Source organism: Salinibacterium amurskyense, from assembly GCF_002797685.1.
Taxonomy (GTDB): Bacteria; Actinomycetota; Actinomycetes; order Actinomycetales; family Microbacteriaceae; genus Rhodoglobus; species Rhodoglobus amurskyensis.
Genome location: NZ_PGFH01000001.1, coordinates 231,965 through 257,336 on the forward strand (window position 1 = coordinate 231,965; position 25,372 = coordinate 257,336).

General features: G+C 57.8%; 23 protein-coding genes and 2 tRNA genes. 9 read left to right on the forward strand and 16 right to left on the reverse strand.

Annotated elements, in window-relative coordinates:
* Positions 1–147 precede the first annotated feature (147 nt).
* The 10 genes from CLV85_RS01095 to dnaA form a co-directional block, all read right to left on the reverse strand.
* Positions 148–220 (reverse strand) — tRNA-Ala (locus CLV85_RS01095).
* Positions 221–249: 29 nt separating this feature from the next.
* Positions 250–323 (reverse strand) — tRNA-Ile (locus CLV85_RS01100).
* Positions 324–371: 48 nt separating this feature from the next.
* Entirely contained in the window at positions 372–779 is a 408-nt protein-coding gene (locus tag CLV85_RS01105) for a DUF3566 domain-containing protein (RefSeq protein ID WP_100387774.1), read from the reverse strand.
* Positions 772–3,348, reverse strand: coding sequence for a DNA gyrase subunit A (gene gyrA, locus CLV85_RS01110; protein WP_100387775.1), 2,577 nt, complete (start codon positions 3,346–3,348; stop codon positions 772–774). Before gyrA ends, CLV85_RS01105 begins: the two co-directional genes overlap by 8 nt.
* A gap of 59 nt (positions 3,349–3,407) precedes the next feature.
* Positions 3,408–5,402 (reverse strand): DNA topoisomerase (ATP-hydrolyzing) subunit B, encoded by a 1,995-nt coding sequence (gene gyrB, locus CLV85_RS01115; protein ID WP_100387776.1) that lies wholly within the window; start codon positions 5,400–5,402, stop codon positions 3,408–3,410.
* Between the two features lie 166 nt (positions 5,403–5,568).
* Entirely contained in the window at positions 5,569–6,069 is a 501-nt protein-coding gene (locus tag CLV85_RS01120; protein ID WP_100387777.1) for a DciA family protein, read from the reverse strand.
* The gene (gene recF / locus CLV85_RS01125) at positions 6,062–7,225 is read right to left on the reverse strand and encodes a DNA replication/repair protein RecF (RefSeq protein WP_100387778.1); all 1,164 of its coding nucleotides are present in this window, start codon (positions 7,223–7,225) and stop codon (positions 6,062–6,064) included. The genes CLV85_RS01120 and recF overlap by 8 nt, the downstream gene beginning before the upstream one ends.
* Positions 7,226–7,236: 11 nt before the next feature.
* A complete protein-coding gene (gene gnd, locus CLV85_RS01130; protein WP_100387779.1) occupies positions 7,237–8,133 on the reverse strand; it encodes a phosphogluconate dehydrogenase (NAD(+)-dependent, decarboxylating) in 897 nt (298 codons plus the stop codon).
* Between the two features lie 3 nt (positions 8,134–8,136).
* Positions 8,137–9,282 carry a DNA polymerase III subunit beta gene (gene dnaN, locus CLV85_RS01135; protein ID WP_100387780.1) on the reverse strand — a complete coding sequence of 382 codons (1,146 nt, stop codon included), beginning with the start codon at positions 9,280–9,282 and terminating at the stop codon, positions 8,137–8,139.
* A 326-nt stretch (positions 9,283–9,608) separates the two neighbouring features.
* The gene (gene dnaA / locus CLV85_RS01140; RefSeq protein WP_100387781.1) at positions 9,609–11,027 is read right to left on the reverse strand and encodes a chromosomal replication initiator protein DnaA; all 1,419 of its coding nucleotides are present in this window, start codon (positions 11,025–11,027) and stop codon (positions 9,609–9,611) included.
* Positions 11,028–11,314: 287 nt separating this feature from the next.
* Between dnaA and rpmH the strand changes: the two genes are divergently transcribed.
* The 8 genes from rpmH (at position 11,315) to CLV85_RS01180 (ending at position 16,207) form a co-directional block, all read left to right on the forward strand.
* Positions 11,315–11,452 (forward strand): 50S ribosomal protein L34, encoded by a 138-nt coding sequence (rpmH, locus tag CLV85_RS01145; RefSeq protein WP_022895130.1) that lies wholly within the window; start codon positions 11,315–11,317, stop codon positions 11,450–11,452.
* Positions 11,453–11,461: 9 nt separating this feature from the next.
* Positions 11,462–11,803 (forward strand): ribonuclease P protein component, encoded by a 342-nt coding sequence (rnpA, locus tag CLV85_RS13635; RefSeq protein WP_205030304.1) that lies wholly within the window; start codon positions 11,462–11,464, stop codon positions 11,801–11,803.
* A complete protein-coding gene (yidD, locus tag CLV85_RS01155) occupies positions 11,800–12,111 on the forward strand; it encodes a membrane protein insertion efficiency factor YidD (RefSeq protein ID WP_100387782.1) in 312 nt (103 codons plus the stop codon). The genes rnpA and yidD overlap by 4 nt, the downstream gene beginning before the upstream one ends.
* Before the next feature lie 7 nt (positions 12,112–12,118).
* Entirely contained in the window at positions 12,119–13,096 is a 978-nt protein-coding gene (yidC, locus tag CLV85_RS01160) for a membrane protein insertase YidC (protein ID WP_100387783.1), read from the forward strand.
* A complete protein-coding gene (locus tag CLV85_RS01165) occupies positions 13,093–13,623 on the forward strand; it encodes a Jag family protein (RefSeq protein ID WP_100387784.1) in 531 nt (176 codons plus the stop codon). Before yidC ends, CLV85_RS01165 begins: the two co-directional genes overlap by 4 nt.
* A gap of 14 nt (positions 13,624–13,637) precedes the next feature.
* On the forward strand, positions 13,638–14,273 hold the full coding sequence (rsmG, locus tag CLV85_RS01170; RefSeq protein WP_100387785.1) for a 16S rRNA (guanine(527)-N(7))-methyltransferase RsmG: 636 nt from the start codon (positions 13,638–13,640) through the stop codon (positions 14,271–14,273).
* A 66-nt stretch (positions 14,274–14,339) separates the two neighbouring features.
* A complete protein-coding gene (locus tag CLV85_RS01175; RefSeq protein WP_100387786.1) occupies positions 14,340–15,257 on the forward strand; it encodes a ParA family protein in 918 nt (305 codons plus the stop codon).
* The gene (locus CLV85_RS01180) at positions 15,257–16,207 is read left to right on the forward strand and encodes a ParB/RepB/Spo0J family partition protein (RefSeq protein WP_100387787.1); all 951 of its coding nucleotides are present in this window, start codon (positions 15,257–15,259) and stop codon (positions 16,205–16,207) included. Before CLV85_RS01175 ends, CLV85_RS01180 begins: the two co-directional genes overlap by 1 nt.
* Before the next feature lie 832 nt (positions 16,208–17,039).
* On the opposite strand, the gene CLV85_RS01185 is transcribed toward CLV85_RS01180, so the two are convergent.
* On the reverse strand, positions 17,040–17,990 hold the full coding sequence (locus tag CLV85_RS01185; protein WP_100387788.1) for a D-alanine--D-alanine ligase family protein: 951 nt from the start codon (positions 17,988–17,990) through the stop codon (positions 17,040–17,042).
* Positions 17,991–17,997: 7 nt separating this feature from the next.
* A complete protein-coding gene (locus tag CLV85_RS01190) occupies positions 17,998–19,302 on the reverse strand; it encodes an aminotransferase-like domain-containing protein (RefSeq protein WP_100387789.1) in 1,305 nt (434 codons plus the stop codon).
* Positions 19,303–19,536: 234 nt separating this feature from the next.
* On the opposite strand from CLV85_RS01190, the gene CLV85_RS01195 reads away from it, so the two are divergent.
* Positions 19,537–20,481: an oxidoreductase gene (locus CLV85_RS01195; protein ID WP_100387790.1), complete on the forward strand. Its 945-nt coding sequence runs from the start codon at positions 19,537–19,539 to the stop codon at positions 20,479–20,481.
* Between the two features lie 33 nt (positions 20,482–20,514).
* Here the strand turns inward: CLV85_RS01195 and trxA are convergent, their stop codons facing one another.
* The 4 genes from trxA to CLV85_RS01215 all read right to left on the reverse strand — a co-directional run bounded on the left by trxA (position 20,515) and on the right by CLV85_RS01215 (position 25,357).
* A complete protein-coding gene (trxA, locus tag CLV85_RS01200; RefSeq protein WP_100387791.1) occupies positions 20,515–20,841 on the reverse strand; it encodes a thioredoxin in 327 nt (108 codons plus the stop codon).
* Positions 20,842–20,868: 27 nt separating this feature from the next.
* Positions 20,869–21,855 (reverse strand): thioredoxin-disulfide reductase, encoded by a 987-nt coding sequence (gene trxB, locus CLV85_RS01205; protein ID WP_100387792.1) that lies wholly within the window; start codon positions 21,853–21,855, stop codon positions 20,869–20,871.
* Positions 21,856–22,035: 180 nt separating this feature from the next.
* Positions 22,036–23,730 (reverse strand): murein biosynthesis integral membrane protein MurJ, encoded by a 1,695-nt coding sequence (gene murJ / locus CLV85_RS01210; RefSeq protein WP_100387793.1) that lies wholly within the window; start codon positions 23,728–23,730, stop codon positions 22,036–22,038.
* Positions 23,723–25,357 (reverse strand): DUF6049 family protein, encoded by a 1,635-nt coding sequence (locus CLV85_RS01215; RefSeq protein ID WP_100387794.1) that lies wholly within the window; start codon positions 25,355–25,357, stop codon positions 23,723–23,725. Before CLV85_RS01215 ends, murJ begins: the two co-directional genes overlap by 8 nt.
* Between the last annotated feature and the right edge of the window lie 15 nt (positions 25,358–25,372).

Sequence of the window (25,372 nt, forward strand, 5' to 3'; positions counted from 1 at the left end):
GATAGCGACGCTAACATTAATATGTAATCAACGCTATCGCGGAGTTGGCTCAGAGCTCGGTGCAAGGGCTTGGCGAACGCGACGGCGGAGCGCGGATACGCAAAAACCCCGACCAGAAAACTGGCCGGGGTTTTTGTTGTCGTGCTGTGGAGCCTAGGGGAATCGAACCCCTGACCTCCTGCTTGCAAAGCAGGCGCTCTACCAATTGAGCTAAGGCCCCGTTTAAGGAATTTCTTGTGGAAATTCCAGTGGGGGTACGTGGACTTGAACCACGGACCTCTTCGTTATCAGCGAAGCGCTCTAACCGCCTGAGCTATACCCCCGTTGGGCAGATACGAGAGTACCGCATTCTGCCCGTTTGGCGTAATCGACTAGTTGTTAGTGAAACCCACGAGGATTCCACCGGTCAGTCGCACGCTGAAGTTATAAAGCATACTCGCAATTGCGCCGAGTGCAGTACCCACCAAAACGTTGAGAATTGCCACGACAAACGAGAATCCTGCGACCTGTCCCAGCGAGAAACTTGTCGCAACGCTGAAGGACTCGTCGCTCAAAACATCGCGCAAAATCTCATCGAGCTTTCCAAAGATTCCCGTGGAGTTAAGCACGATCCAGATCAGGAGCGATGCCACCACCAGAACGATTCCGAGCGACACTGCCACGAGGAACGAGAACTTAACGGCCGACCAGAAGTCGATGTACACCAGCTTGAGGCGAACCTGTTTGACTGATGTTTGGCGCTGCGACTTGCGCTGCAGCTTCTCTGCGACACTACTCATCTACCGACTCGTCCTTCCCAGCAGGGGCATCTTCACTCGGAACACTATCGTCCCCAGCTTCAAGTTCTTTGTTGTCTAGATTTCGTTCGCTATTTCGTGCGATTGCAATGATCTTGTCTTCCGCTGCAAAACGGGCGAAAACTACGCCCATCGTGTCACGGCCCTTGGCCGGAACCTCAGCGACAGAAGAGCGTACCACCTTGCCACTGGCAAGAACCACAAGAACTTCGTCCTCATCCCCGACCATCAAAGCACCCGCCAAATCGCCGCGAGTTCCGTCGAGTTTGGCGACCTTGATACCCAAACCACCACGTCCCTGGACGCGGTACTGATCAGCGGCAGTGCGCTTCGCGAAGCCACCCTCGGTGACTACAAAGACGAAGCCGCTCTCGGGTACAACGCTGGCACTCAGCAACTGGTCGTCTTCACGGAAGCTCATGCCCATCACACCCGAGGTCGAACGCCCCATAGGACGCAGGGCCTCATCGGATGCCGTAAAGCGAATCGACATTCCCTTGCGAGATACGAGCAAGACATCGTCTGTGTTCTCCACGAGCATTGCCGAAACGAGTTCGTCGCCCTCGCGCAGGTTCACGGCGATGATTCCACCGCTGCGGTTGGTGTCGTACTCCGCCATCGCGGTCTTCTTGACGAGACCGTTACGGGTAGCGAGTACCAAGTAGGTGGACTGCTCGTAGTCACGAATGTCGAGAATCTGAGCGATTTCTTCACCCGGCTGCAGTGCCAAGAAGTTGGCAACGTGCTGCCCCTTCGCGTCGCGGCCACCCTCTTGCAGCTCGTAAGCCTTGGCACGGTACACGCGACCCGTGTTGGTGAAGAACAGCAACCAGTGATGAGTGGTGGTGACGAACAAGTGGTCGACCACGTCATCCGCACGCAGCTGGGCACCCTTGACGCCCTTGCCGCCGCGGTGCTGGCTGCGGTAGTTGTCGCTGCGCGTGCGCTTGACGTAACCGCCGCGCGTGACTGTGACCACCATCTCCTCTTCGGGGATGAGGTCTTCCATGCTCATGTCGCCGTCGAAACCCATCATGATTTCGGTGCGGCGGTCATCGCCATACTTAGCGAGGAGTTCGGTCAGTTCTTCACTGACGATGTTGCTCTGACGCTCCTTGCTTGCAATGATCGCCTTGAAATCAACGATCTCGCGCTCGATCTCGTCGTGCTCGTCAATGATCTTCTGGCGCTCAAGAGCGGCAAGTCGACGCAACTGCATATCGAGAATCGCGCGAGCTTGAATTTCGTCGATGTCGAGCAGCTCGATGAGGCCGTTGCGGGCATCTTCGACGGTGGGCGAACGACGGATGAGCGCGATGACCTCGTCGAGAGCATCCAGAGCCTTAAGGTAACCACGCAAAATGTGGGCACGCTCTTCGGCCTTGCGCAAACGGAACTCGGTGCGGCGAACGATAACTTCGATCTGGTGGGTAGCCCACTCGGTGATGAAACCGTCGATCGAGAGCGTGCGAGGAATGCCGTCAACGATCGCGAGCATGTTTGCGCCGAAGTTTTCCTGCAGCTGCGTGTGCTTGTACAGGTTGTTGAGAACAACCTTGGCAACGGCGTCGCGCTTGAGCACGATGACGAGGCGCTGGCCGGTACGACCCGACGTCTCATCACGGATGTCGGCAATGCCGGCAAGCTTGCCATCCTTAACGAGGTCGGCAATTTTCAACGCCAGATTGTCGGGGTTGACTTGGTACGGCAGCTCGGTGACGACGAGGCACGTACGCCCCTGCAGCTCTTCGACGTTAACCACGGCACGCATTGTGATCGAGCCACGACCCGTGCGGTACGCATCCTGAATTCCCTTAACGCCGAGAATCTGGGCGCCGGTCGGAAAGTCCGGCCCCTTGATGCGCTGAATGAGCGCCTCAACAAGTTCTTCCTTCGACGCGTCAGGGTTGGCGAGGTGCCAGAGGGCACCCTCTCCCACTTCACGCAGGTTGTGCGGCGGAATGTTCGTGGCCATACCGACCGCGATACCGACCGAACCGTTGACGAGAAGGTTGGGGAAACGGCTCGGCAGAACCGTGGGTTCCTGCGTGCGACCGTCGTAGTTGTCTTGGAAGTCGACGGTGTCTTCTTCAATGTCCCGAACCATTTCCATGGCGAGCTGAGCCATTTTGGTTTCGGTGTAACGGTGGGCAGCAGCGCCGTCGTTTCCGGGAGAACCGAAGTTTCCCTGGCCCAGAGCCAGTGGGTAGCGAAGGCTCCACGGCTGAACCAAACGAACAAGAGCGTCGTAGACCGACGAGTCACCGTGCGGGTGGAACTGGCCCATCACGTCACCGATGACTCGGGTGCACTTGGAGAACCCCTTGTCGGGACGGTAGCCACCGTCATACATCGCGTAGATCACGCGACGGTGCACGGGCTTGAGACCATCACGCACTTCAGGAAGCGCACGCCCCACGATGACGCTCATGGCGTAGTCGAGGTAGGAGCGCTGCATCTCCAGTTGAAGATCAACCTGGTTGATCTTGTCGTGACGGTCGTCTACGGGTGCGTCTTCGAAGGTCTTCTTCGGAGTTTCTTCGTCAGCCATTAAATTTCAGTTCCAGTCTGTATCTGTCGCGAGTGCGGGCGCCGAGAGCTCGGTGAGAGCTAGATGTCCAAGAAGCGGACGTCTTTGGCGTTGCGCTGGATGAAGTTTCGGCGAGACTCAACGTCTTCACCCATGAGAGTCGAGAAGATTTCGTCGGCCGCGGCAGCGTCATCCAAGGTGACTTGAAGCAGCGTGCGAGTGGCGGGGTCCATCGTGGTTTCCCACAACTCCTTGTAGTCCATCTCACCAAGACCCTTGTAGCGCTGGATGCCGTTGTCCTTGGGCATGCGCTTACCTTCTGAAAGTCCCAGTTCGGTTAGCGCATCGCGCTCAGCGTCGCTGTAGACGTATTGGTGCTGCGCGTTGCTCCACTTCAGGCGGTACAGCGGCGGCTGAGCCAAGTAGACGTAACCGAGATCGATAAGCGGACGCATGTAGCGGAACAGCAGGGTCAGCAGCAGCGTGGTGATGTGCTGGCCGTCGACATCAGCATCGGCCATCAAGACGATCTTGTGGTACCGAGCCTTCTCGGGGTCGAAGTCTTCGCCGACTCCCGCACCGAAGGCGGTGATCATGGCTTGAACTTCGGCATTGCCGAGGGCACGGTCAAGACGCGCCTTCTCGACGTTGAGGATCTTGCCCCGCAGCGGAAGAATTGCCTGGAACTCAGGGTTACGGCCCTGAACGGCGGAGCCGCCAGCCGAGTCACCCTCAACCATGAAGATCTCGGAGAGCGAAGGATCCTTGCTCGAGCAGTCCCGCAGCTTTCCGGGCATTCCGCTCGACTCAAGGAGTCCCTTGCGTCGGGTCTGCTCGCGAGCCTTGCGAGCAGCGAGTCGAGCTTGCGATGCCTGGATCGCCTTGCGAATTACGTCGCGGGCCTGAGTGGGGTTGCGATCGAACCAGTCACCGAGCTGCTGACCGGCGATGCGCTGAACAAAGGCCTTCGCTTCGGTGTTACCGAGCTTGGTCTTGGTCTGGCCTTCGAACTGAGGTTCACCGAGCTTGATGGAAATAACGGCGGTCAAACCCTCGCGAACGTCGTCGCCGGAGAGGTTGTCGTCCTTCTCCTTGATGATGTTCTTTTCGCGGGCGTAGCGGTTGACGAGAGTGGTTAATGCAGCCCGGAAGCCCTCTTCATGGGTTCCACCCTCGTGAGTGTTGATGGTGTTTGCGTAGGTGTGAACACTCTCGGAGTATCCACCGGTCCACTGCATCGCTACTTCGAGTGAGATCTTCTTCTCGGTGTCTTCAGATTCGAAAGCGATGACATCCGGATGAATGAGCTCGTTCTTCTTGGTCTTGTTCAAGTACTCGACGTAGTCAACAAGGCCACGCTCGTACATGTAGCTCTCAGTGACTTCTTCTTCGCCACGCTCATCGGAGATCGTGATGCGCAGACCCTTGTTGAGGAAGGCCATCTGCTGGAAGCGGGCGCGGAGCGTCTCGAAATCGAACTCGACAGTTTCGAAAGTTTCTTTGCTCGGCCAGAAAGTTTGTTGGGTTCCGGTTTCTTCAGAGCTTTCGCCCTGTGCCAGCGGTCCTGTCGGAACACCGTTTTCGAATCCGATGCGCCACACGTGGCCCTGGCGGTGAACTTCGGTTTCAACTTTCTCCGACAGCGCGTTAACAACAGAGATACCCACACCGTGGAGTCCACCCGATACGGCGTAGCCGCCACCGCCGAATTTTCCACCAGCGTGCAGAATTGTCATGACGACTTCAACCGTCGACTTCTGCTCTTGTTGGTTCAGGTCGACGGGGATGCCGCGGCCGTTGTCACGGACTCGTACGGAACCATCTTTGCGAATCCACACATTGATGGTGTCGCAGTAGCCGGCGAGGGCTTCATCAACAGAGTTGTCGACGACTTCATAAACCAGGTGGTGCAAACCGCGAGGACCGGTGGAACCGATGTACATACCGGGGCGCTTGCGCACAGCTTCAAGACCCTCAAGGATCTGAATCTGATCGGCGCCATAACTATCAGCGGCAACATGACCGTTGGCAATGATCTGGCTCTCGGGCACGTCGTTTTCGGGCGTCGATGTCATCTGAAGTTAGGCTCCTGCCGCTAGTTCACACAGGCCATTCAGAGCGGATAACTCCATAAGGAGGTGCGTCCGACGGCTCTTGAGATTCTAACAAATTCCGAGCGGTCGCGGCGGTCAAATCGCGTTCTACGGGAGTTTCTTTAGCGGCGTGACCTATTTTGTCTCCCTAACCGTAAGTATCGCGCGGGCCCCTACCTGGAATTGATCTGGGGCCTCTTTTCCACGAAGGGGCGTTGGGGCCTTCAAAGCGCACAGTTTCCACACCCGCTTCTGGATGCTGCTGAGCAATCGTCGTGGTGATGTGTCCGCGCATAAGTCGCAGCTGTGTTGCCCACGCTGTGGAATCGCAACGAATGGTGAGCACGCCTTCTTCAATTCCCACCGGCTCGGAGTGTTCGGCTGTTTCAGCGCCGACGATCGTGGTCCACGCCAGAATGAGTTCCGAGCGAGCGAGCGGGGACTTCCATCCCATATTGGAAGTGAGGCTGTCCATCACATCGCCCAATCCGTGCGGATCACGGCCTGGGGCAAAGGGAACGCTGGTCCCCGGCTCTTTCTTGTTCCGCTTTCGCGCCATGTACGAACGTTTCGTGGCGTCGCCAAAGACATCGCGAAATCGCAGATACACGGCAACGTGTTCGTCAACGTTGGGATCACGATCATTCACCGACGATCACCTCGCCAGCTTTGATGCGCACGACGTTCGCTGCAAGTTCCTCCGGAACATCTCCAAATACCGCGGCTGTAATCAAAACTTGCTCGAACCCGGAGATCGAACTCGCTAACCGCTCGCGGCGTGACTGGTCGAGTTCGGCGAAAACATCATCCAGAATCAGCACCGGGTCGCCTGCTGATGAATCACGACGCAGCAGCTCAGCGGATGCCAATTTGAGCGCCAGCGCAAACGACCACGATTCACCATGGCTGGCGTAGCCTCGCGCCGGCAACCCGTTGAGCCCGAAAATCAAGTCATCGCGGTGCGGGCCGACCAGCGTAATCGCACGATCGCGTTCAGCTTTTCGCACGGAAGCGAGGGCCGCCGTGAATGCTGTCGTCGCGTCAGCGACCGAAATTATTTCGCCGACGGCATTGGTGGCAACAGCGTTGTCCGGGTCATCCTGTCGCGAAATAATGCTCAATGAATTAGCAAGCGATGCACCATGATCTGCGCCGACGATCTGTTCGTACGCACGAGCCACTTCAGGGGTGAGATCGGCGATGAGCGCGCTTCGAGCACTGATGATCTCTGCACCAAAAGCCACGAGCCGTTCATCCCACACATCGAGCGTGCTCAATTGAGTGTCACGGACCCCGGATGCGCGAGCCGATTTAAGCAGCATGTTGCGTTGTTTCACAACGCGCTCGTAGTCACTCATTACTCCGCTAAAGCGCGGCGACCGCAACACCAGTAAGTCATCGATGAAACGTCGGCGTCCAGACGGTTCGCCGCGAACGAGAGCGAGATCTTCGGGAGCGAAGAGAACGCTGGAGAAGTACCGTGGCAGTTCTCGAGTGCGGATGACGGAACGATTAATCTGAGCACGATTGGCCCCGGAGCGATTGATCTGCACTTCCGCCAAAAACTTACGATCATTGTGCTCAAGACGCACCCGCACGATCGCGGCATCCATTGCCTGGCGCACCATCGCATGATCGGTGGAGACTCGATGCGATCCGAGGGTGCTCAGAAACCCGAGCGCCTCGACCAAATTTGTTTTGCCCTGACCATTCGATCCGACAATCAGAGTCGGCCCAGCACCGAGCTCGAGAGTGAGCTCCTTGTAATTGCGAAAATCTTTAAGTTCGACGTGAGTTACGCGCATTGCGGCAGAGCTTAGCTCTTGCGGACGCTATGCCCGCCGAACTGATTACGGAGAGCAGCGACAGCCTTCATTGAGGGCGAGTCTTCTTGACGAGAGACAAAGCGCGCGAAGATTGCTGCGCTGATAGTGGGAACCGCAACCGCCTGGTTGAGCGCTTCGTGCACCGTCCACCGGCCCTCCCCCGAATCTTCGACGTAGCCGGCGATGTCAGCAAACTCGGGATCTTCTTCCAGTGCTTTCACGAGGAGTTCAAGCAGCCATGATCGAACGACTGTTCCGCGTTGCCATGCCTTGAATGTTCCGGGAACATCTTCAATGAGATCTTTGCGGCTAACGAGCAGTTCAAATCCTTCGGCCCAGGCCTGCATCAACGCATATTCGATGCCGTTGTGGACCATTTTCGCGTAATGTCCGGCACCTACAGGGCCAGCATGCACGAATCCTTCATCGCGAGGACCTTCAGGACGAAGCGCGTCGAATATCGGCATCGCGCGCTCAATGTCACTTTTTTCGCCGCCGGCCATCAGCCCGTAACCGTTTTCGAGGCCCCAAATTCCCCCCGAAACTCCAACATCAACGAAGTCAAGCTTCAATTCAGCTAGCTGGTCTCGGTGAAGTTGGTCATCGGTGAAGCGCGTGTTTCCGCCATCGATGACGAGGTCGCCCGGCTCAAGAAGTGCTGCAACGTCGCTAATCACCGAGTCGGTAATTGGCCCCGAGGGAACCATGACCCACACGATTCGCGGGGTGGGCAATGCATCCACTAAGTCAGATAGTTCGGCAACATCGGAGACCTCGGCGTTCGGGTCATAGCCGGTGACCGTAAGACCGGCAGCTCGCATGCGCTCGCGCATGTTGCCGCCCATTTTTCCGAGTCCGATGATTCCGACGTGCGTGGTGTCTGCCATGAACTACCTCAACAACAGGTTGGGCTGGAGAAGGTACTTGTAGTTGTCGCTGCCCGGCTGGTCTTTTGACGATTGGCTAGTGATCAACACGGGGCCTGGCTTGTTCGGGTTTTCCGTCTTGGTAAACGAAATGCGCACGAACTCGGAGTGCACGGAACTCAATCCATCGATGAGGAACTGTGGCTTCAGCGAAACCACAGTGTCGTCACCGGTCAAGAACGCATCGATGGTCTCGGATGCCTGAGCCTGCTCAGATCCGATCGCCTCAAGAGTGACTCCCTCTTCGGTGAATGTGAAGCGCAATGCGGCTTCGCGTTCGAGCACCAGAGAGACACGACGAACAGCTTCGATCAACTCTCCCGTGTTCATGACTGCGAAGTTATCCACAGTCTCGGGAAAAAGTCGGCGAACCGGTGGAAAATTGCCCTTGATGAGCAACGACGTCACAGTTTTCTTGTCCGCTTGGAAGGCGATGAGCTCGCGCTCATCGGTGCTCGTGATGGCCACGGAAATTTCTCCGCTGTTCCCGAAGGTCTTTCCGACTTCCATCAGCGTCTTCGCCGGCACGAGAGCGGTCGCGGTTTCAACACCCGAGGCGCCGGCATCCCATTCGATGTCGCGAACGGCAACGCGGTAGCGGTCAGTGGCGACGAGCGAAATGTTGTTTTCAGAAACTTCGAGCTGCACACCGGTGATGACCGGAGTGACATCGTCACGCGAAGCCGCAACGGCGACCTGCGAAATGGCGGCCGAGAACAGATCCGCTTTCAGAGTTCCCACCTTGTCGGAAATCTGGGGAAGGCTTGGATACTCCTCGACGGGCATGCTCGACAATGTGAAATGACCGGTGCCACAGGCAACGATGATCTTGTTCTCTTCAGTGCTAAAACGCACGGGAGCATTGGGAAGTCGGCTTGCAATGTCGGCGAGAAGCTTGCCCGAAACGAGGATGCGACCAGGCTCTTCAACCTCAGCAACGATCTGAGTGCGAGCCGAAACCTCGTAGTCAAATGACGACAGTGTCAGACCCTCATCGGTGGCTTCAATCAAGACTCCACTCAAAATGGGCAGCGTTGTGCGCTGCGGCAGCAGTTTGACCGCAAACGAAACCGCCTCGCTGAAGACGTCACGATTGACCTGAAACTTCATGAACTACCCCTAACCGGATCACGCTCTGGCCGTTAATACTGGCACAGCCGATCCACTTGCGAACTACAGGTTATTTGGGATTCAAATTTCATTCTTTAAAGGTCACACTCTTAACCGCTGTGGATTGTGTGTATAACTCGTCGAAATTCTTGTAATTGCTGGAAACTACATCCGTGTGACTTGTTGACGAGCCGTGGAGAACAGTCGCACTCTCCGTGGAAACTCGAGTTACAAGAATTTCCAATTCCACAGAAAGATTCTTGTGATCAACAATCTTTCCGGCGAGTTGGAGAGGTTATCCCCAAGTTATCCCCAAGTGGGAAAACCTACTTTTGAGTGAATCGGTGGTTTTGTTTGATGCGACTGGTCAGTTCAGTGACCTGGTTATAGATCGAACGACGCTCTTTCATTAGCTCCGTGATCTTCTTATTCGCGTACATCACGGTGGTGTGGTCCCGGTTGCCGAAGAGCTGACCGATCTTCGGCAGCGACAGATTCGTCATTTCACGGCAGAGATACATTGCGATCTGCCGAGCAGTTGCTACCGCCTGGGAACGGGAAGACCCGTAGAGGTCGTCGACCGTGAGCTTGAAGTAGTCGGCAGTGTGATTAATGATGTCGACCGGTGCGATGACGTTGTCTTCATCCAGAGTGATGAGATCCTTCAGCACTGTTTGAACCAGTGCCATATCTACCTCGGTGCGATTGAGGCTCGCAAAAGCGGTAACGCGGATTAGCGTGCCTTCGAGCTCGCGGATGTTCGACGACACCTTCGACGCCATGAACTCCAGGATGTCGTTGCCCACTTGCATCTTCTCGCTCTGCGCTTTCTTGCGAAGAATGGCGATGCGCGTCTCGAGATCAGGCGCCTGCACGTCGGTAATCAGACCCCACTCGAAGCGTGACCGCATCCGGTCTTCGAAACCGGTGAGGTGCTTCGGAGGTAGGTCGCTCGTGATGACCACTTGCTTGTTGTGGTCGTGAAGAGTGTTGAAGGTGTGGAAGAACGCCTCTTGAGTGGAGTCCTTGCCCTGCAAGAACTGGATGTCATCGATGAGCAGAATGTCGATCTCGCGATAGCGCGACTGAAATACCGAGGCGCGGTTGTTAGCGATCGAGTTGATGAAGTCGTTCGTGAATTCTTCTGAACTCACATAGCGAACACGGATCCCGGGATAGAGGCTCTCGGCGTAGTGGCCGATTGCGTGCAAGAGGTGAGTTTTACCGAGACCCGATCCTCCATAGATGAAGAGCGGGTTGTAAGCCTTGGCGGGAGCTTCGGCTACGGCAACTGCTGCAGCATGGGCGAACCGGTTTGAGCCACCGATAACGAAGTTGTCGAAGCTGTATTTGGGGTTGAGCCGTGAGTCACTGCGGCGAGGGGAGGACGCTTTTTCCACGGGAGCCGGAGGAGTGGGCTCAATGTAGGGCTGCTCGGTATGAGGAAGATCCTGGGAAAGGGCATCCTGTTGGATCTCTGGATTCACGACTGTCGCAAAGTTGGTGACCCCGTGCGAATCGTCGAGGGCAGCGATTGCATCAATGAAGGGTTGTCGGAGTCGCTGTTCCAGCATGCCGCGGGTGAGTTCATTCGGAACCTCGAGATAGAGGGTTCCAGCCATCACACCTTTAGGTTCAACCAGATTCACGAAGCCCTGCAATTGCGGGGTAATTCGCTCGTCTCCGTTGAGGTGCGTCAGAACTACTTGCCATAGTCCCTTAGTCGGGTCGGGTGTTTCCGACATTCTTTTCCCATCCCTCTGCAGTAATTACTCACAGGCTTATCCACTGGTGAGTACAGCTATTCTCGCTGAAATACTGTGATCTTTTGGCCGTTATGCACCGATAGTCACCTTAGTTGTCCACAGCATGTCGTTACCAATACCGATGTATTCTGTGTGGATAATGCGGCGTTGTTCACATTGCGGTTTGACCGCATCCGTTTAACGCCGTAGTTTTAATCAGTTGACTTCCGGCCTTAGGGCCTACCAATTCTTCCCGGCTGCTAGAGCTGGGCCTTGGAGATATAGCTATGAGCAAGAGAACTTTTCAGCCGAACAACCGTCGCCGCGCGAAGGTTCACGGTTTCCGCCTTCGCATGCGTACCCGTGCCGGCCGCGCGATCTTGAGCGCGCGTCGTCGTAAGGGACGCACCGAACTCTCCGCGTAATCTCGTCCGGTGCTGTCTAAGGCGAACCGCGTCGCGTTACCAAGCGATTTTCGTTTGGCTGTTCGTCGGGGTCGCCGTTTTACAGCACCGCACTGCGTTGTCCACATTGTGAACAACGAGAGGTCTCAGGGCGTGCGCTTTGGATTCATTGTTTCCAAGGCAGTAGGCAACGCGGTTGTACGTAACCGGGTTCGTCGTCGACTCCGGGCGGCGGCAGCTCAGTTGCTCCCGGATGTGCACGCGAATGCGGATATCGTTGTTCGGGCTCTGGCAGGTTCCGCGCAAGCGGAGTGGACTACGCTACAGGCTGAGATCTCAGAAGGGATTGACCGCATCGTGGTGAAGGTATGAACGCCGTCGTTACGTTCGCGCTGCTCATTCCGCGAAACCTCTGTGTGTTTATCCTGCGCATTTATCGTGCAGTAATTTCTCCGCTGTATGGAGATGTTTGCCGGTATTACCCGTCGTGCTCTCACTACACTCTTCAAGCTATTCAGCAGCACGGTGTTATCCGTGGTGTGTGGCTTGGCTCTCGTCGACTCCTTCGCTGCCACCCTTGGGCAGAGGGCGGTATCGATGACATCCCGGCTCGCCGGCATGACCGCTACCAGATCACCCGGTTCGGCTTTGTTATAGCCGCAAGCCACGAAAGGGGCTAACCACTTCATGGATCTTTTTGCTTTCTTTGGCAATCTGCTTTGGCCAATCAAGTGGGTAATCGAGGCAATCCTCGTCGCCTTTCACGAAATCCTTACCTTCTTCGGTATGGATGCGGATGCTGGCCTGACCTGGGTTCTTTCGATCGTCGGCCTCGTCCTCGTTGTGCGCGCAGCCTTGATTCCAGTCTTCGTGCGCCAGATCAAGAGCCAGCGTCGCATGATGGAAGTCGCGCCTCAGCTCAAGAAGATCCAGGACAAGTACAAGGGCAAGAAAGATCAGTTCTCTCGTGAGGCAATGTCTCGCGAAACGATGGCGATGTACAAGAACGCGGGTACCAACCCGTTTAGTTCCTGCCTTCCTCTTCTTCTGCAGATGCCGATCTTCTTCGGTCTCTTTTCAGTACTGCGTAACGCACAGCTCGAGGGAAATGCCCCGGGTGTTGGACTCCTCAACGCCGAGCTCTCAGAATCCTTCGGTACCTCGTCGCTGTTTGACATCGCTCCCCTGCACCTCGCGATCAGCACGGCAGAGGGCAACGTAGCGGTCATCATTACTGCGGTCATCATGGTCATCCTGATGACTGGATCGCAGTTCATCACGCAACTTCAGATCATGTCGAAGAATCAGTCGGCAGAGATGAAGGCTAGCCCCATGTACCGCCAGCAGCGGATCATGTTGTACCTACTCCCCCTCGTCTTCGCCTTCTCGGGATTCACGTTCCCACTTGGCGTGATGTTCTACTGGCTGGTGTCGAACTTCTGGACCATGGGTCAGCAGTTCCTCGTTATTCGCAACATGCCCACCCCTGGCAGTGAAGCAGCACTCGCTCGAGAAGCGCGCCTTGCTAAGCGCAACCAGCGCAAGGGCATCGTCGAAGAAACTCCCGATGCCGGCACGATCGTGATCGAAGAACCTAAGAACCCGCAGCGGGAACAACCCGTTAGCAAAAACCGTGCGAAGAAGAAGCAGGGAAAGAAGAAATGACGAACGTTTCTGACACCGAGACCACCGCTGTCGAGTCCGCTCCCGTGGACGATCGCGAAGACCGTACTACCGCGCAACTCGAAGAAGAGGGCGATATTGCGGCTGACTACATCGAGGAGCTGCTCGATATTGCAGACCTCGATGGCGACATCGAGATCGATGCGCGGGCCGGTCGCTCCTATGTATCGGTAACGTCGAGCGAAGACACTAACCTTCGTCTGCTTTCCAAGCCTGACACTGTCACAGCACTTCAGGAGCTCACCCGAATTGCGGTTCAGAACAAGACCGGAGCGTTCTCGCGTCTCATTTTGGACATCGGTGGCTCGCGTGAAGCTCGTGCTGCGGAACTCTCGAAGCTTGTCGATGCGGCAGTTGCGCGCATCGAAGCGGGATCTGATTCTGCCGCACTCCCCCCGATGTCATCGTACGAGCGCAAGCTCGTTCACGATGTTGTGGCTGAGCGCGGTTTCGTGTCGCAGTCCAGCGGTGAAGGCCGCGACCGTCACACCGTCATTACTCGTTCATAGTTTCACGTGAAACATTGACCGACGGAGTAGTGCTCGAACAAGAGCCTGAGATTGCGGCTGAGCTATTTGGCTCGCGTATTGACCTGGCGCGCGCGTACACCGAGAGCTTGGCTCTTCGAGGTGAAGAGCTTGGTCTTATCGGTCCCCTAGAGGTTCCCCGTCTGTGGTCGCGTCATATTGTGAATTGCGTGCTTGTCGCTCCCCTGCTTCGACCGGGGCTCGTTGGTGACATTGGCAGTGGCGCGGGTCTTCCTGGTCTAGTTCTAGCAATCGCTCGCCCCGATGTGAACTTCGTTCTTATCGAACCCATGGAACGCCGAGTTGACTGGCTCAATGCTGAAGTTGATCGCCTCGGGTTGTCGAATGTCGTTGTCGACCGCTCTCGTTCACAGGATGCTCCTTATGCTGAGGCTCTCACGCAGATCACTGCGCGTGCTGTCACTGCGCTTTCTAAGTTGATCCCCTCCACAGAGCACCTCCTTGCCCCCGGCGGCGAGATGGTGTTTATGAAGGGTGCGCGCATCGATGAAGAGATAGAGGCCGCTGCGAAGGTCATTCGCAAGGCCCGCCTCAAGGATGTGGAGTCTCTCGTTCTAGGTGAAGGCATCACGCCGGAGATCACAAGGGTCTTTCGGGCTAGAGTGGACTAATTCGGCAGTCACTATCGCCGCTACCAGTCTTCCCCGTTTTTACAGCAGTCTGAGAGAAAGTTTCACGTGAAACATCCCGAAAGCGAAGTCAACGAACAAGGTAAGTCGTTCGATGAAACCACGCCGCTTGCGCGGGAGATTGCGGATCTCACTCGTCGTCGACAGGCTGTTGCATCAGCCTCCCTACCCCTTCCCTCTTCGCCACGCGTTTTCACGGTTGCTAACCAAAAGGGCGGGGTTGGAAAGACCACATCCACGGTTAACTTGGCTGCTGCTCTTGCACGCACAGGTGCCCGCGTTCTTGTGATCGATCTCGATCCTCAGGGAAATGCGTCCACTGCCGTGGGTGTCGAGCATCGTTCGGAGACGTCAAGCGTCTACGACGTCATGATCAACGACGTGCCGATGGCAGATGTCGTACAGAAGAGTCCTGAATTCGACGCACTGTACTGCGTGCCGGCTACGATCCACCTGGCTGGTGCCGAGATCGAGCTCGTTTCTCTCGTTGCCCGCGAACAACGGCTTCGCTCAGCGCTCGATACGTTCCTTTCGGAGACTCCCGAGCCGTTCCATTATGTCTTCATCGACTGCCCGCCGTCACTGGGCCTTCTCACCATCAACGCTTTCGTTGCGGCTCAAGAAGTTCTCATTCCAATTCAGTGCGAGTACTACGCGCTTGAGGGTCTGAGTCAACTTCTCAACAACATCAAACTGATCGAGCGTCATCTGAACCCGCGACTGCGAGTGTCCACGATCTTAATGACCATGTACGACTCTCGCACTAATCTTGCTAATCAGGTGGTCGATGATGTGCGTGCTCACTTCCCCAAGCAGGTGCTGACTACTCTCATCCCCCGCTCGGTTCGGATTTCTGAGGCACCTAGCTACGGCCAGAGTGTGATCAGCTACGACCAGAACTCCCCTGGATCGCTTTCCTATCTTGAAGCGGCAGCGGAGATCGCACATCGAGGAGCACCCAAATAATGGCAGCACCAAAACGAACTGGTTTGGGTCGGGGAATTGGCGCGCTGATTCCCTCCGCGGATGAGAACCAAGAGCGTCCTGTCGACGTATTCTTTCCCGGCGGCGAGATCGCTCCCGAGCGGCTGCGCTCCGTTCCGGGTGCGCGCCTCGCGAGCCTGTCCCCTCTCGACATCGTTCCCAACTCGCGTCAACCGCGTAGTGAGTTCCGTCAGGAAGAGCTAGAGGAACTGATTGTTTCCATCCGCGAGATCGGTGTTCTTCAGCCGATCGTGGTTCGCCCTCTTGTCGGTGCGGTCGAAGGTGGGCCGCAGTATGAACTGATCATGGGTGAACGTCGCCTTCGCGCGACCAAGCACCTCGGGCTTGCAAGCATTCCGGCTGTCATCAAGAGCACTGCTGATGAAGACATGCTTCGCGACGCTCTTCTCGAGAACCTCCACCGCGCTAACCTGAATCCTTTGGAAGAAGCATCCGCCTACCAGCAGCTTCTCGCCGATTTTGGGATCACCCAGGAACAGCTTGCGGAGCGAATTGGCCGTTCTCGCCCGCAAATTACGAACACAATGCGTCTTTTGCGCCTTCCAGAAAGCGTTCAGCGCCGAGTAGCGGCTGGAGTTCTCACCGCAGGACACGCTCGAGCGCTCCTATCGCTTCCTGACAGCGCCGGAATGGAGCGTTTGGCGGAGAAAATCGTCAATGAAGAGCTCTCCGTGCGCGCAGCCGAAGCCGCGGCAGGATCGCTTTCAACCAAGCCCCCTCGCGCTAAGCCGTCACGCGGCAAGAAGCAGGGCCATCTCGATGAGATTGCTGAGCGCTTAGGCGACCGACTGAACACCCGGGTGAAAGTAACCCTCGGAGCCAGTAAGGGCCAAGTCGTCATCGACTTCGCTACCGTGGCTGACCTCAACCGCATCCTCGAAGAACTGGGCGACACGGGCTTCAGCTCCTAGAGAGCATTCAGGACCACTCCCCCGTGGGAGTGCGTTAGCTAAGTGCACTGCTGTCCAGGATGGCGGTGAGCCGTGGGGCGAGGAATGCGTGCGGTCTGCGGATTGTGATCGCAGCGAACCTTAGCGCCAGCACGAGAAACGGTGAACGCACGGCTTACGCGCGACTCAAAGCCTCGCTCCCTGTATTGGTAGATGGGTCTCGTCGTGGCAGCCACGTTGAACGCCCCGGCAATCTGTGTCGTGGGATTTCGTCGACCTGGATGTCACTGAGAGAGTCGCGGCTGACTCCCCGGGCTCAGTGGTTGGCACCGCTTGTATTTGCACAGGCGCTCGCACTGGTAGACGGCAGGCGGCAGCCGGCACTTTCACTGGCAGCTGGGAGCGACCGCTCGCGGTTGGTTGTGTGGAATGTCGAGCATGCGCCTGTCTGCAAACGAGGTTTGCATCGAGCATGTTTCACGTGAAACTTCGCTAGTCGCTAGTCGCTAGTCGCTAGTCGCTAGTCGCTAGTCGCTAGTCGCTAGTCGCTAGTCGCTAGTCGCTAGTCGCTAGTCGCGAGACGCGAGACGCGAGACGCGAGACGCGAGACGCGAGACGCGAGACGCGAGACGCGGCGCACTGAAGTCGGCGCGGCCGAGTGTGCGCAGGGTGTGCACTACCTGTGGATAACGGGGCCTCACCCTTGCTATGTTCCACGTGAAACATGGCATCTACCGCTGTGGATAGGCCTGTGTATAACAGCGCGCTAGCATGCGGACGAGTCTTCAACGAGGAGCGCCGCTGGAAGCCAACTCTGCAATGCTGCTTGCTCCGTGGGGCTTGCTGAGGTGCTCTAGTTCTCCATCGCGATGTCGGCAAGGGCAGCGTAAACCCAGCCGAGATCGTGGCCTGCCGCCACCAAAGCCTGCGGCAGAATCGAAGTTTCGGTGAGGCCGGGCAGCACGTTTGCCTCGAGAAACCAGGGCGTTCCGGCGCGATCCACGATGAGGTCTACGCGCGACAAGTGACGAAGTCCGAGAGCGGAATGTGCTGCGAGTGCTGCTTCAGCGGCGCGATCCGCGTGCTCCTGCGATATACGAGCCGGGGTGTAAAAGCGTGTCTGACCAGCGTTATACCGAGCCTCGAAAGTGTAGGCCCCTTCGACCGGATCGATCTCCACGGCGGGAAGCGCGACTGGACCCATTCCGCTGTCGAGGATGCCGATAGCGATCTCGACTCCGGTAATGCGTTGTTCGATGAGAGCTACGTCGCAATAGTTGTAAGCGTTGACCATGGCGCTCGGAAGATCGGCACGGTCCGTCACGATGGAAACGCCCTGCGCTGATCCACCCTGCGCTGGCTTCACAACCAACTCCCCCGACAATTCATCGGCAAGCTCGTCCAAGATGCTGTGAGCACCCAGTTCGCGGAAGGAATCGCGAGACAAAGCGATCGACAATGGGGTGCGAACTCCAACACGAGAGACAAGCGACTTGGCGGTGGGCTTATCCCATGCCAAACGCGCTGCGTCCGCTCGCGATCCTACGTAGGGAATGCCGATCAGGTCGAGGAGTCCGCGCAGGGCGCCGTCTTCTCCACTTGCGCCGTGGAGTGCAGGCCAGACAACGTCCGGCTTAGCCTCACGCAGGTAGGGCAGCAACGACGCATCCGGGTCTCGGAGTTCGACGATCTTGCCTTGAGCGCGGAGGCCATCAGCGACACGGCGACCGGAACGCAGCGAAACGTCCCGTTCATGCGAGATTCCGCCAGCTAGAACGAGTACGCGGGTGGGTGAATCGTTCATGATGTTCCTAGCTGAGGTTGGCTGGAGGGTTGATCATCGATGGCGCAGGGGGCGACACCGTCAAAGGAGCTGTCTGCGAGAAGGTGTTGAGAAGCTCGAGTTCACCGTTGATCACAGTAGAAAGCCGGCGAATGCCCTCGCGAATGAAATCGGGGGTCGGATAGCAGAACGACAGACGCATATTGCTGCGCCCATTTCCATCCGCGTAGAAGGCGGTGCCAGGGGTGTAGGCGACGAGTTCCTTCACGGCACGAGGCAACATCGCCTTGGAATCAAGGTTGTCGGGCAGCGTGACCCAGATGTAGAACCCACCGTTGGGCACTGTCCACTCAAGATCGGGGAGGTAATCGCCGAGGGCGCCCAACATGGCGTCACGACGTTCGCGGTAGACGCCGCGGAAGGTATCGATCTGACCCTTCCAGTCGGCGACGCTCATGTACTCGCTAATGATGTTCTGGGTGAACGAACTCGGCGACAACACCGCAGCCTCATTCGCTAAAATGAGTTTCTCTCTAATTGCGTGGGGCGCGAGGACCCAGCCCACGCGGAAGCCCGGGGCGAGAGTCTTGGAGAACGTGCCGAGGTAGATGACGCCATCTTCTTCGACGGAACGCATTGCGTGGGGCGGAGGACCATCGAAATAGAGGAGTCCATAAGGGTTATCTTCGAGAACGAGGATGCCGTTTTCACGCGCGATCTCGAGAACTTCGAGCCGACGTTGCCAGCTCAAGGTGACACCGGCAGGGTTGCTAAAGGTGGGAACCGTATAGAGGAATTTGATCGTCTTACCCGCGGCACGTACCGAGGCGATGTGAGCGCGGAGTGAATCGGGAACGAGCCCGAATTCATCCATCTCCACGTGGGTGATCTCCGCCTGGAACGACTTGAAGACAACCATGGCCGTGACGTAGCTCGGCCCCTCGGCGATGACGACGTCACCGGGGTTGATGAAAAGCTTTGTGACGAGCTCAAGAGCGTGCTGAGAGCCCGTAGTGACAACGACATCATCGACGCTGGCACGGATGCCCTCGAGTGCCATCACGTCGAGGATCTGCTCACGTAGCGCGGGGAGACCCTGCCCTGAGCCGTACTGGAGAGCGGCCGGCCCACGATCGCGCATCACGCGGTCGATTGACTCTGTGACGAGGTCCTGGGGCAGCGCTGAGACGTACGGCATGCCGCCAGCAAGCGAGACAACTTCGGGTCGTGAGGCCACGGCAAACAACGCTCGTACTTCAGAGGCGGCGAGTCCTGAGGCGCGATCGGCGTAGTGGTCGAACCACTGGTCGAGGTTGTTTGGCTGTGTTGTCATGGGTAGTCCCGTTCGGTTGACTTTAAACAATAGGCGTTCGAGGGTTCTGACCCGAAACTGAGCCTTCGTTTCGAAGTGCGCGCGCACAATCTATGGCGGCCGCGGCTCCGAATCACCTTCGCAGCACCATCCACGGAATTCGTTGACGAGCTCCGCGGTTCTACAGTGAGCAGAGCGGCAAATTGTCTACGGCCTCCCCTGTCTCACTCCTCTATATCCCTACGAAAGTTGACGATGAACGCTCGCACCAACTGGACCGAAGCCGACCTCGGAGATCTCTCTGGAAAAGTAGCGATTGTGACGGGTGCCAACTCGGGGCTCGGGCTAGAGACGAGTCGTGCGTTGCTCAAAGCCGGCGCCCATGTCGTGATGACTATGCGCAGCGAGGCTAAGGCTCAATCGACTGTGGCCACATTGCAGGCGGACCTGGGCGACGTCTCCCTCGAGACCATGCTTCTCGATCTTGCAGACTTGGAATCGGTGCGACGTTTTAGCGAGATGTTTCACGGGAAACATTCACGTCTTGACCTGCTGATCAACAACGCCGGAATCATGATGACGGATGCCCAGCTCACGATCGATGGCTTCGAATCGCAGCTCGGCACCAACCATCTCGGGCACTTCGCTCTCACCGGGCACCTGCTCGACCTCATCCGAGCCACCCCCGGCGCACGTGTCGTGAGTCTGTCGAGCGTTGCCCACCGCTGGGGATTCATGGAGTTCGGGAACCTGATGTTTCAGAACGGCTCCTACACTCCCCGTGCTGCGTACGGCCGTTCTAAACTCGCCAATCTGCTCTTCGCCTACGAGCTGCAGCGCCTCTTCGAGGCAGCCGATGTCGACGCGATTTCGGTAGCCGCGCATCCGGGAACCGCCGGAACCGGGCTCGCCGACCACTTGTTCAACCGCTGGTATTTGCGCCCGCTGAAGCCGTTGGTATTCCTGGGGATCCAGACCCCCAAGCAGGGCGCTCGCCCGTCGCTGCGGGCTGCGACAGACCCGCAGGCGAAGGGTGGCGACTACTTCGGCCCCGGTGGCCGCAAGGAATACCGCGGCGCCCCTGTGCTGGTCGAGTCGAACGCTGCTTCGCACTCGGAGGTCGACGCTCGTAAGCTCTGGGTTGAATCCGAACGCTTGACTGGCGTTAACTACGAAAGCCTCCGTACACCCACCGAATAGTGGATGCCGGAGGCTCTCGGCGGAGACTGAGCTTTACGCCAGGAACTCTGCGAGGTCTGCTTCAATCGCGGGCTTCGGCTTGGCGCCGATAACCGTCTTGACAACCTCGCCACCCTTGAAGACCTTCATCGCGGGGATGGAGGTGATCTGGTACTTCATGGCCATCTGCGGGTTGTCGTCAACGTTGAGCTTGACGATCTTGATCTTGTCGGAGTTTTCCGCAGCGATCTGATCGAGGATGGGGCCAACCTGGCGACAGGGACCACACCACTCGGCCCAGAAGTCGACCATGATGGTCTCCCCTGAGTTGATGACGATCTCTTCGAAGTTAGCGTCGGTTACATCTGTTGCTGAAGACATGTTGTGTTCCTTTGTTCGGTGAAACGATTAGACGGTGGCGGCGACGGGCGCTGCGGGTTCTGGGGGCTGTACTGCGCTGGCGACGAGTTCGCGCGGCAGCGATGCGAGGTAGTGCTCCGCATCGAGCGCAGCAACAGTGCCGGAACCGGCGGCTGTGACTGCTTGACGGTAAGTCGGGTCGATGACGTCGCCGGCTGCGAAAACTCCGGTGATGTTGGTGCGAGAGGAACGACCATCCACGGCCACTGTTCCGTCAGCGTTGATGTCGAGCTGACCGTGCACGAGGTGTGTGCGGGGGTCGGCGCCGATAGCAATGAAAAGACCGCTGACATCGAGGTGAGAAGTGGAACCATCAACGGTGTCCGTGAGGTCGATACCGTCCACGAGGTCGGAACCGGTAATGCCGGTTACAGCCTTGTTCCAGACGAATTCGATCTTCGGATCGCTGAAGGCACGCTCCTGCATGGCCTTGGAGGCACGCAGCTCATCCTTGCGGTGAACAACGTAAACCTTCTCGGCAAATTTGGTGAGGAAGGTTGCTTCTTCCATGGCCGAGTCTCCCCCGCCGACAACCGCAATCGTCTTCTGGCGGAAGAAGAAGCCGTCGCACGTGGCGCACCACGACACTCCATAGCCGCTGAGGCGCTCTTCGTCAGCAAGGCCGAGCTTGCGGTAGGCAGAACCGGTCGCGAACACGACAGCAAGCGCTTCGTGGACGTCGCCGTTGCCGAGGGTGACCTTCTTGACCTGGCCTTCGAGCTGGAGGTCGGTCACGTCGTCGAGAACGATCTCGGCGCCGAAGCGTTCGGCCTGCTTCTGCATTTCGAGCATGAGGTCAGGGCCCTGGATGCCGTTGGCGAATCCGGGGTAGTTCTCGATCTCGGTGGTCTTCATGAGCTCACCACCGGCCTCGACTGAACTAGCAATCACCAGCGGCGCGAGGTTTGCGCGCGCCGCATAGATCGCAGCGGTGTAGCCGGCCGGGCCGGATCCGATGATGATGAGTTGGCGCACTTTTCGTGTCTCCTTGGGATTGTGATTACCCGGTTCAACACATCCTAGCTACGGAGTATTCCGAGTGGCTGTGGCGTGCGGGCTAGCTACAGAATGTTCGTAGCCGAGACACTTTTAGTTCGCTTTCGTTCGCTAGGAGGCTGCGTTACGCGAAGCGGAGCGGAGCCGTCTGCGCGCCCGTTAGCGACGAGTGAGTCGCGCCATGATCGGGCGCACGAAGGCAAAGAACTCATCGTTCTTGGTGAGAGCGAGTACCGCTGCGTATACAGCGAGCATTGCTGTACCCGTAATGGCGATGGAAGCGAAGCCGCCTGCGAAGCCGGAGACGACGAACGAGCCCTCACCGAATCCGCCCAGCAGCATCAGGATGCCGTAGCCGACTCCGGCGGCCGGAATCATGGCTGCGGCAAACCACAGAATGCGACGCAGCAGAGGAAGCAGCTCGAAGCCAGGTACGCGTTTGCGAATCACGAAGAGAGCCACCGTGGTCTGGATTGTTCCGGAAATCGTGATCGCTGTCGCGAGCCCCATCGCAATGCGCTCCACGGGGAGTGTGGAGACGAACAGGGCACCACAAATGTAGAGAACCACTTGGAAGCTCTGTAGAAAGAAGGGAGTGCGGGTGTCTTCGAAGGAGTAGAACACGCGCTGTAGCACGTACATCATGCTGAATGGCACGAGACCGACGAGGTAGATCATGAGCACGCCAGAGAGCGAGACGACCTGATCGTGATCGTTGCCGAAGAGGGCGCTGAACGGGAAAGCAATAACGATCAGACCAATTGCGGCAAACACGAGCAACATCAGGATGGAGCGGAGTGCTCCTGACACGTCGGTACGCATCGCAACGAGGTCTTGATCTCTCGCATGCCCGCTCATCCGCGTGAAGTAAGCCATGCCGATTGAGACGGCGATGACCGAATGCGGGAGCATGAAAATGAGCCATGCAGTACTCATGGCAAACACCGAAGCGTTGTCAGACGCTGAGGCCAGTGACGCGACATTTGTTTCCACGACCGCACCGACCTGGGTGACCAAGATCATGCCGAAGGTCCACGCTGCCGCCTTGCCTGCATTGCCGAGGCCTACGCCTCGCCACTGGAACTCGGGGCGGTAGCGCAGGCCGGCGCGGTGCCAGAAGTACCCCAGCAGGGTGGCCTGTACAACGATGCCGAGCGTGGCACTGCCGGCGAGCAGCGCAATCATGTCGGGGGTCCACTCGGTCGAGGCGAGACCGTCGGCACTGCCAAAAATGAATTGGAAGATGACCAGGCCGGTAACCATGACCACGTTGTTGGCGACAGGAGCCCAGGTAAATGGCCCGAACTTGCCACGGGCGTTCAGTACCTCACCGAGAAGCGAATACAACGCGTAAAAGAGGATCTGAGGCAGGCACCAATAGGCAAACGCCGTGGCGAGGGCCATTTCTTCAGCACCAAAAGTTTCGCTGCTTTGGGTGTAGAGGTCGACCAACAGCGGAGCGCTGAAAGTTGCTGCGATAGTCACTGCGACGAAAATGACAATGCCGAGAGTTACGAGACGGTTGATAAATTTTTGGCCGCCATCTTTGTGGATGGCCGCGCGAACGATCTGCGGCACGATAACCGCGCTCAACATGCCCCCCGCAACGATCGCGTAGACGCTCTTGGGCAACTGGTTGGCAATGCCGTAAGCGTCTGCACCCGTACCGGTGATGCCCAGTGTGCGGGCAAGCAGCAGTGCGCTCAGAAACCCCAGAATTCGCGAGACGAAAGTTCCCGAGGCAAGCAGAGCGCTCGCCCGGCCGATCGTCGACGGCTTCTGATCAGGGAGTCCCACCGAGGCGGAGGGCACGCCTGGTTCTGGCTCGGCTTCGGGACCGGGCTGATTAGTCATCTTCTGGCTTTCTGCGGCGAACGATGCTGCGAACAAGGCCGACAGCAAAGATCACGACGACTATCGCGGCGAACGAGAGCACAATGGGTGTCTCCCAACCGGCTTGCACGTTGATCTCACTGACCGTGGTCGACCCGATGGTTGTGCCATTGCTGCTAGTCAGGCTGATCTCGACATCCACGACACCGTTGGAGAGCGATTGAACCGGGATCTCACCTTTGGCTTGGGAGTTCGCTTCGATGCGGAGTTCTACAAGCTCATCTCCCACCGCGAGGAGTCCGGTGCGGGGATCAACCGTGATGTAGACGGTGACAGCTTGGTTGAGGTCGTTGCTCACGGAGACAGGCAGGTAGCCGTTGTCAGCGACGAGCAGGAAGTTGCTGGCCTCCACCACGGTCACCGCGTTGCGAAGGTCACGGGAGTCGACCAGAAAGCGGTTCACTTGAGTGAGCCAGTCAGAAGGGTCCTCCGTGGGCATAGTGCCCAAGACGTCCAGCAGAGCGAGGCGACGTTCGGCTGCGAGCGAGTCGGGGTCTTCGGCGACAGAGAAGAAGGAGCGTTCGGCTCGGGCCGCATTGAACAAGCGAGTCACATCGCCGATGCGTGATTCCGACTGCGGCATGTCCGCGATCGTGGCTGCCGTTGGCGTTCCGCTGGCCAACTCCGTTAGGGAGATCATCGTGATGGAGGGGCTTGCCGTGAGGGTGGCGAGTGCCGCGTCGAGACGCGCAGAGCTCACTTCGAGCGAGTGATCGATGGCGATGAGGACGGATGCCGTTCCCGCCGTTTGAGCCGCACCAGCATCCAGTACAGCTTCACTGAGCGCTGTGTCTGCGGCGGTGACATCGCGGTCGAGAGTGGAACCGAGGGCGTTGTCCATTGCCGCGGATGCGGTGGCGTCGGAAATGAGCGCCGTGACACCGTCGATGGTGGTTACAGCGCCAGCGCCTGTTTTTCGTGAAACATTCGTGGACGACAACACGATGGTGCTGAAGCCACTTTCAGTGAAGGCGGTGAGGTCGCTTGCGATGACAGTGTCTGTGCGTGGGCGAAGGAAACCATCGATCGCGTAGTCCCAGTCGAGAAGCTGTTCGGTCGTGGGGTAACCGGTAATCGTGGTTACAGCGGCATCCGCTTCAGCCTCGGCGAAATTCGCTTCATCGAGCGCAAAGTCGAAGGAAATGGGGTCGGGAGTTGACTCGAGACCACTCTGAGTAGCGAGCGTGACATCCGCATGCGCATAGGGCAGCGGAACGACGTCGTTGCTGATGAGCGAGAGGCGCTCCAACCAAGAACGAGCTGACTCAGGAGCACTCGTGCCCAGGACGCGAATGGAGGCCAGAATCATCGGATCAATAGCGATCGCAACGGGCTTACCGGCTACGGCATCCAATTGACGAGTGAGTAAGCCAAGAGGTTCGGTGTACTCGGCGAGAGTTTCCGCATCGAGGATGCCACCATTGCCCGCGGGCACCGTCATCGGCGCCATGACCGCGACGTTGGTCTCCGCGGATGCCGTAGTAACCGCCGCAACGTCGCTGACGGCGGGTGCGGCACTGGCTCCGCTCGCGGCGAGCGTGAGCCCGAGACCGAGCGCGATGGCGGCGCTAAAGACTCTTATAGGCAAGGGGAAACCCCGTAC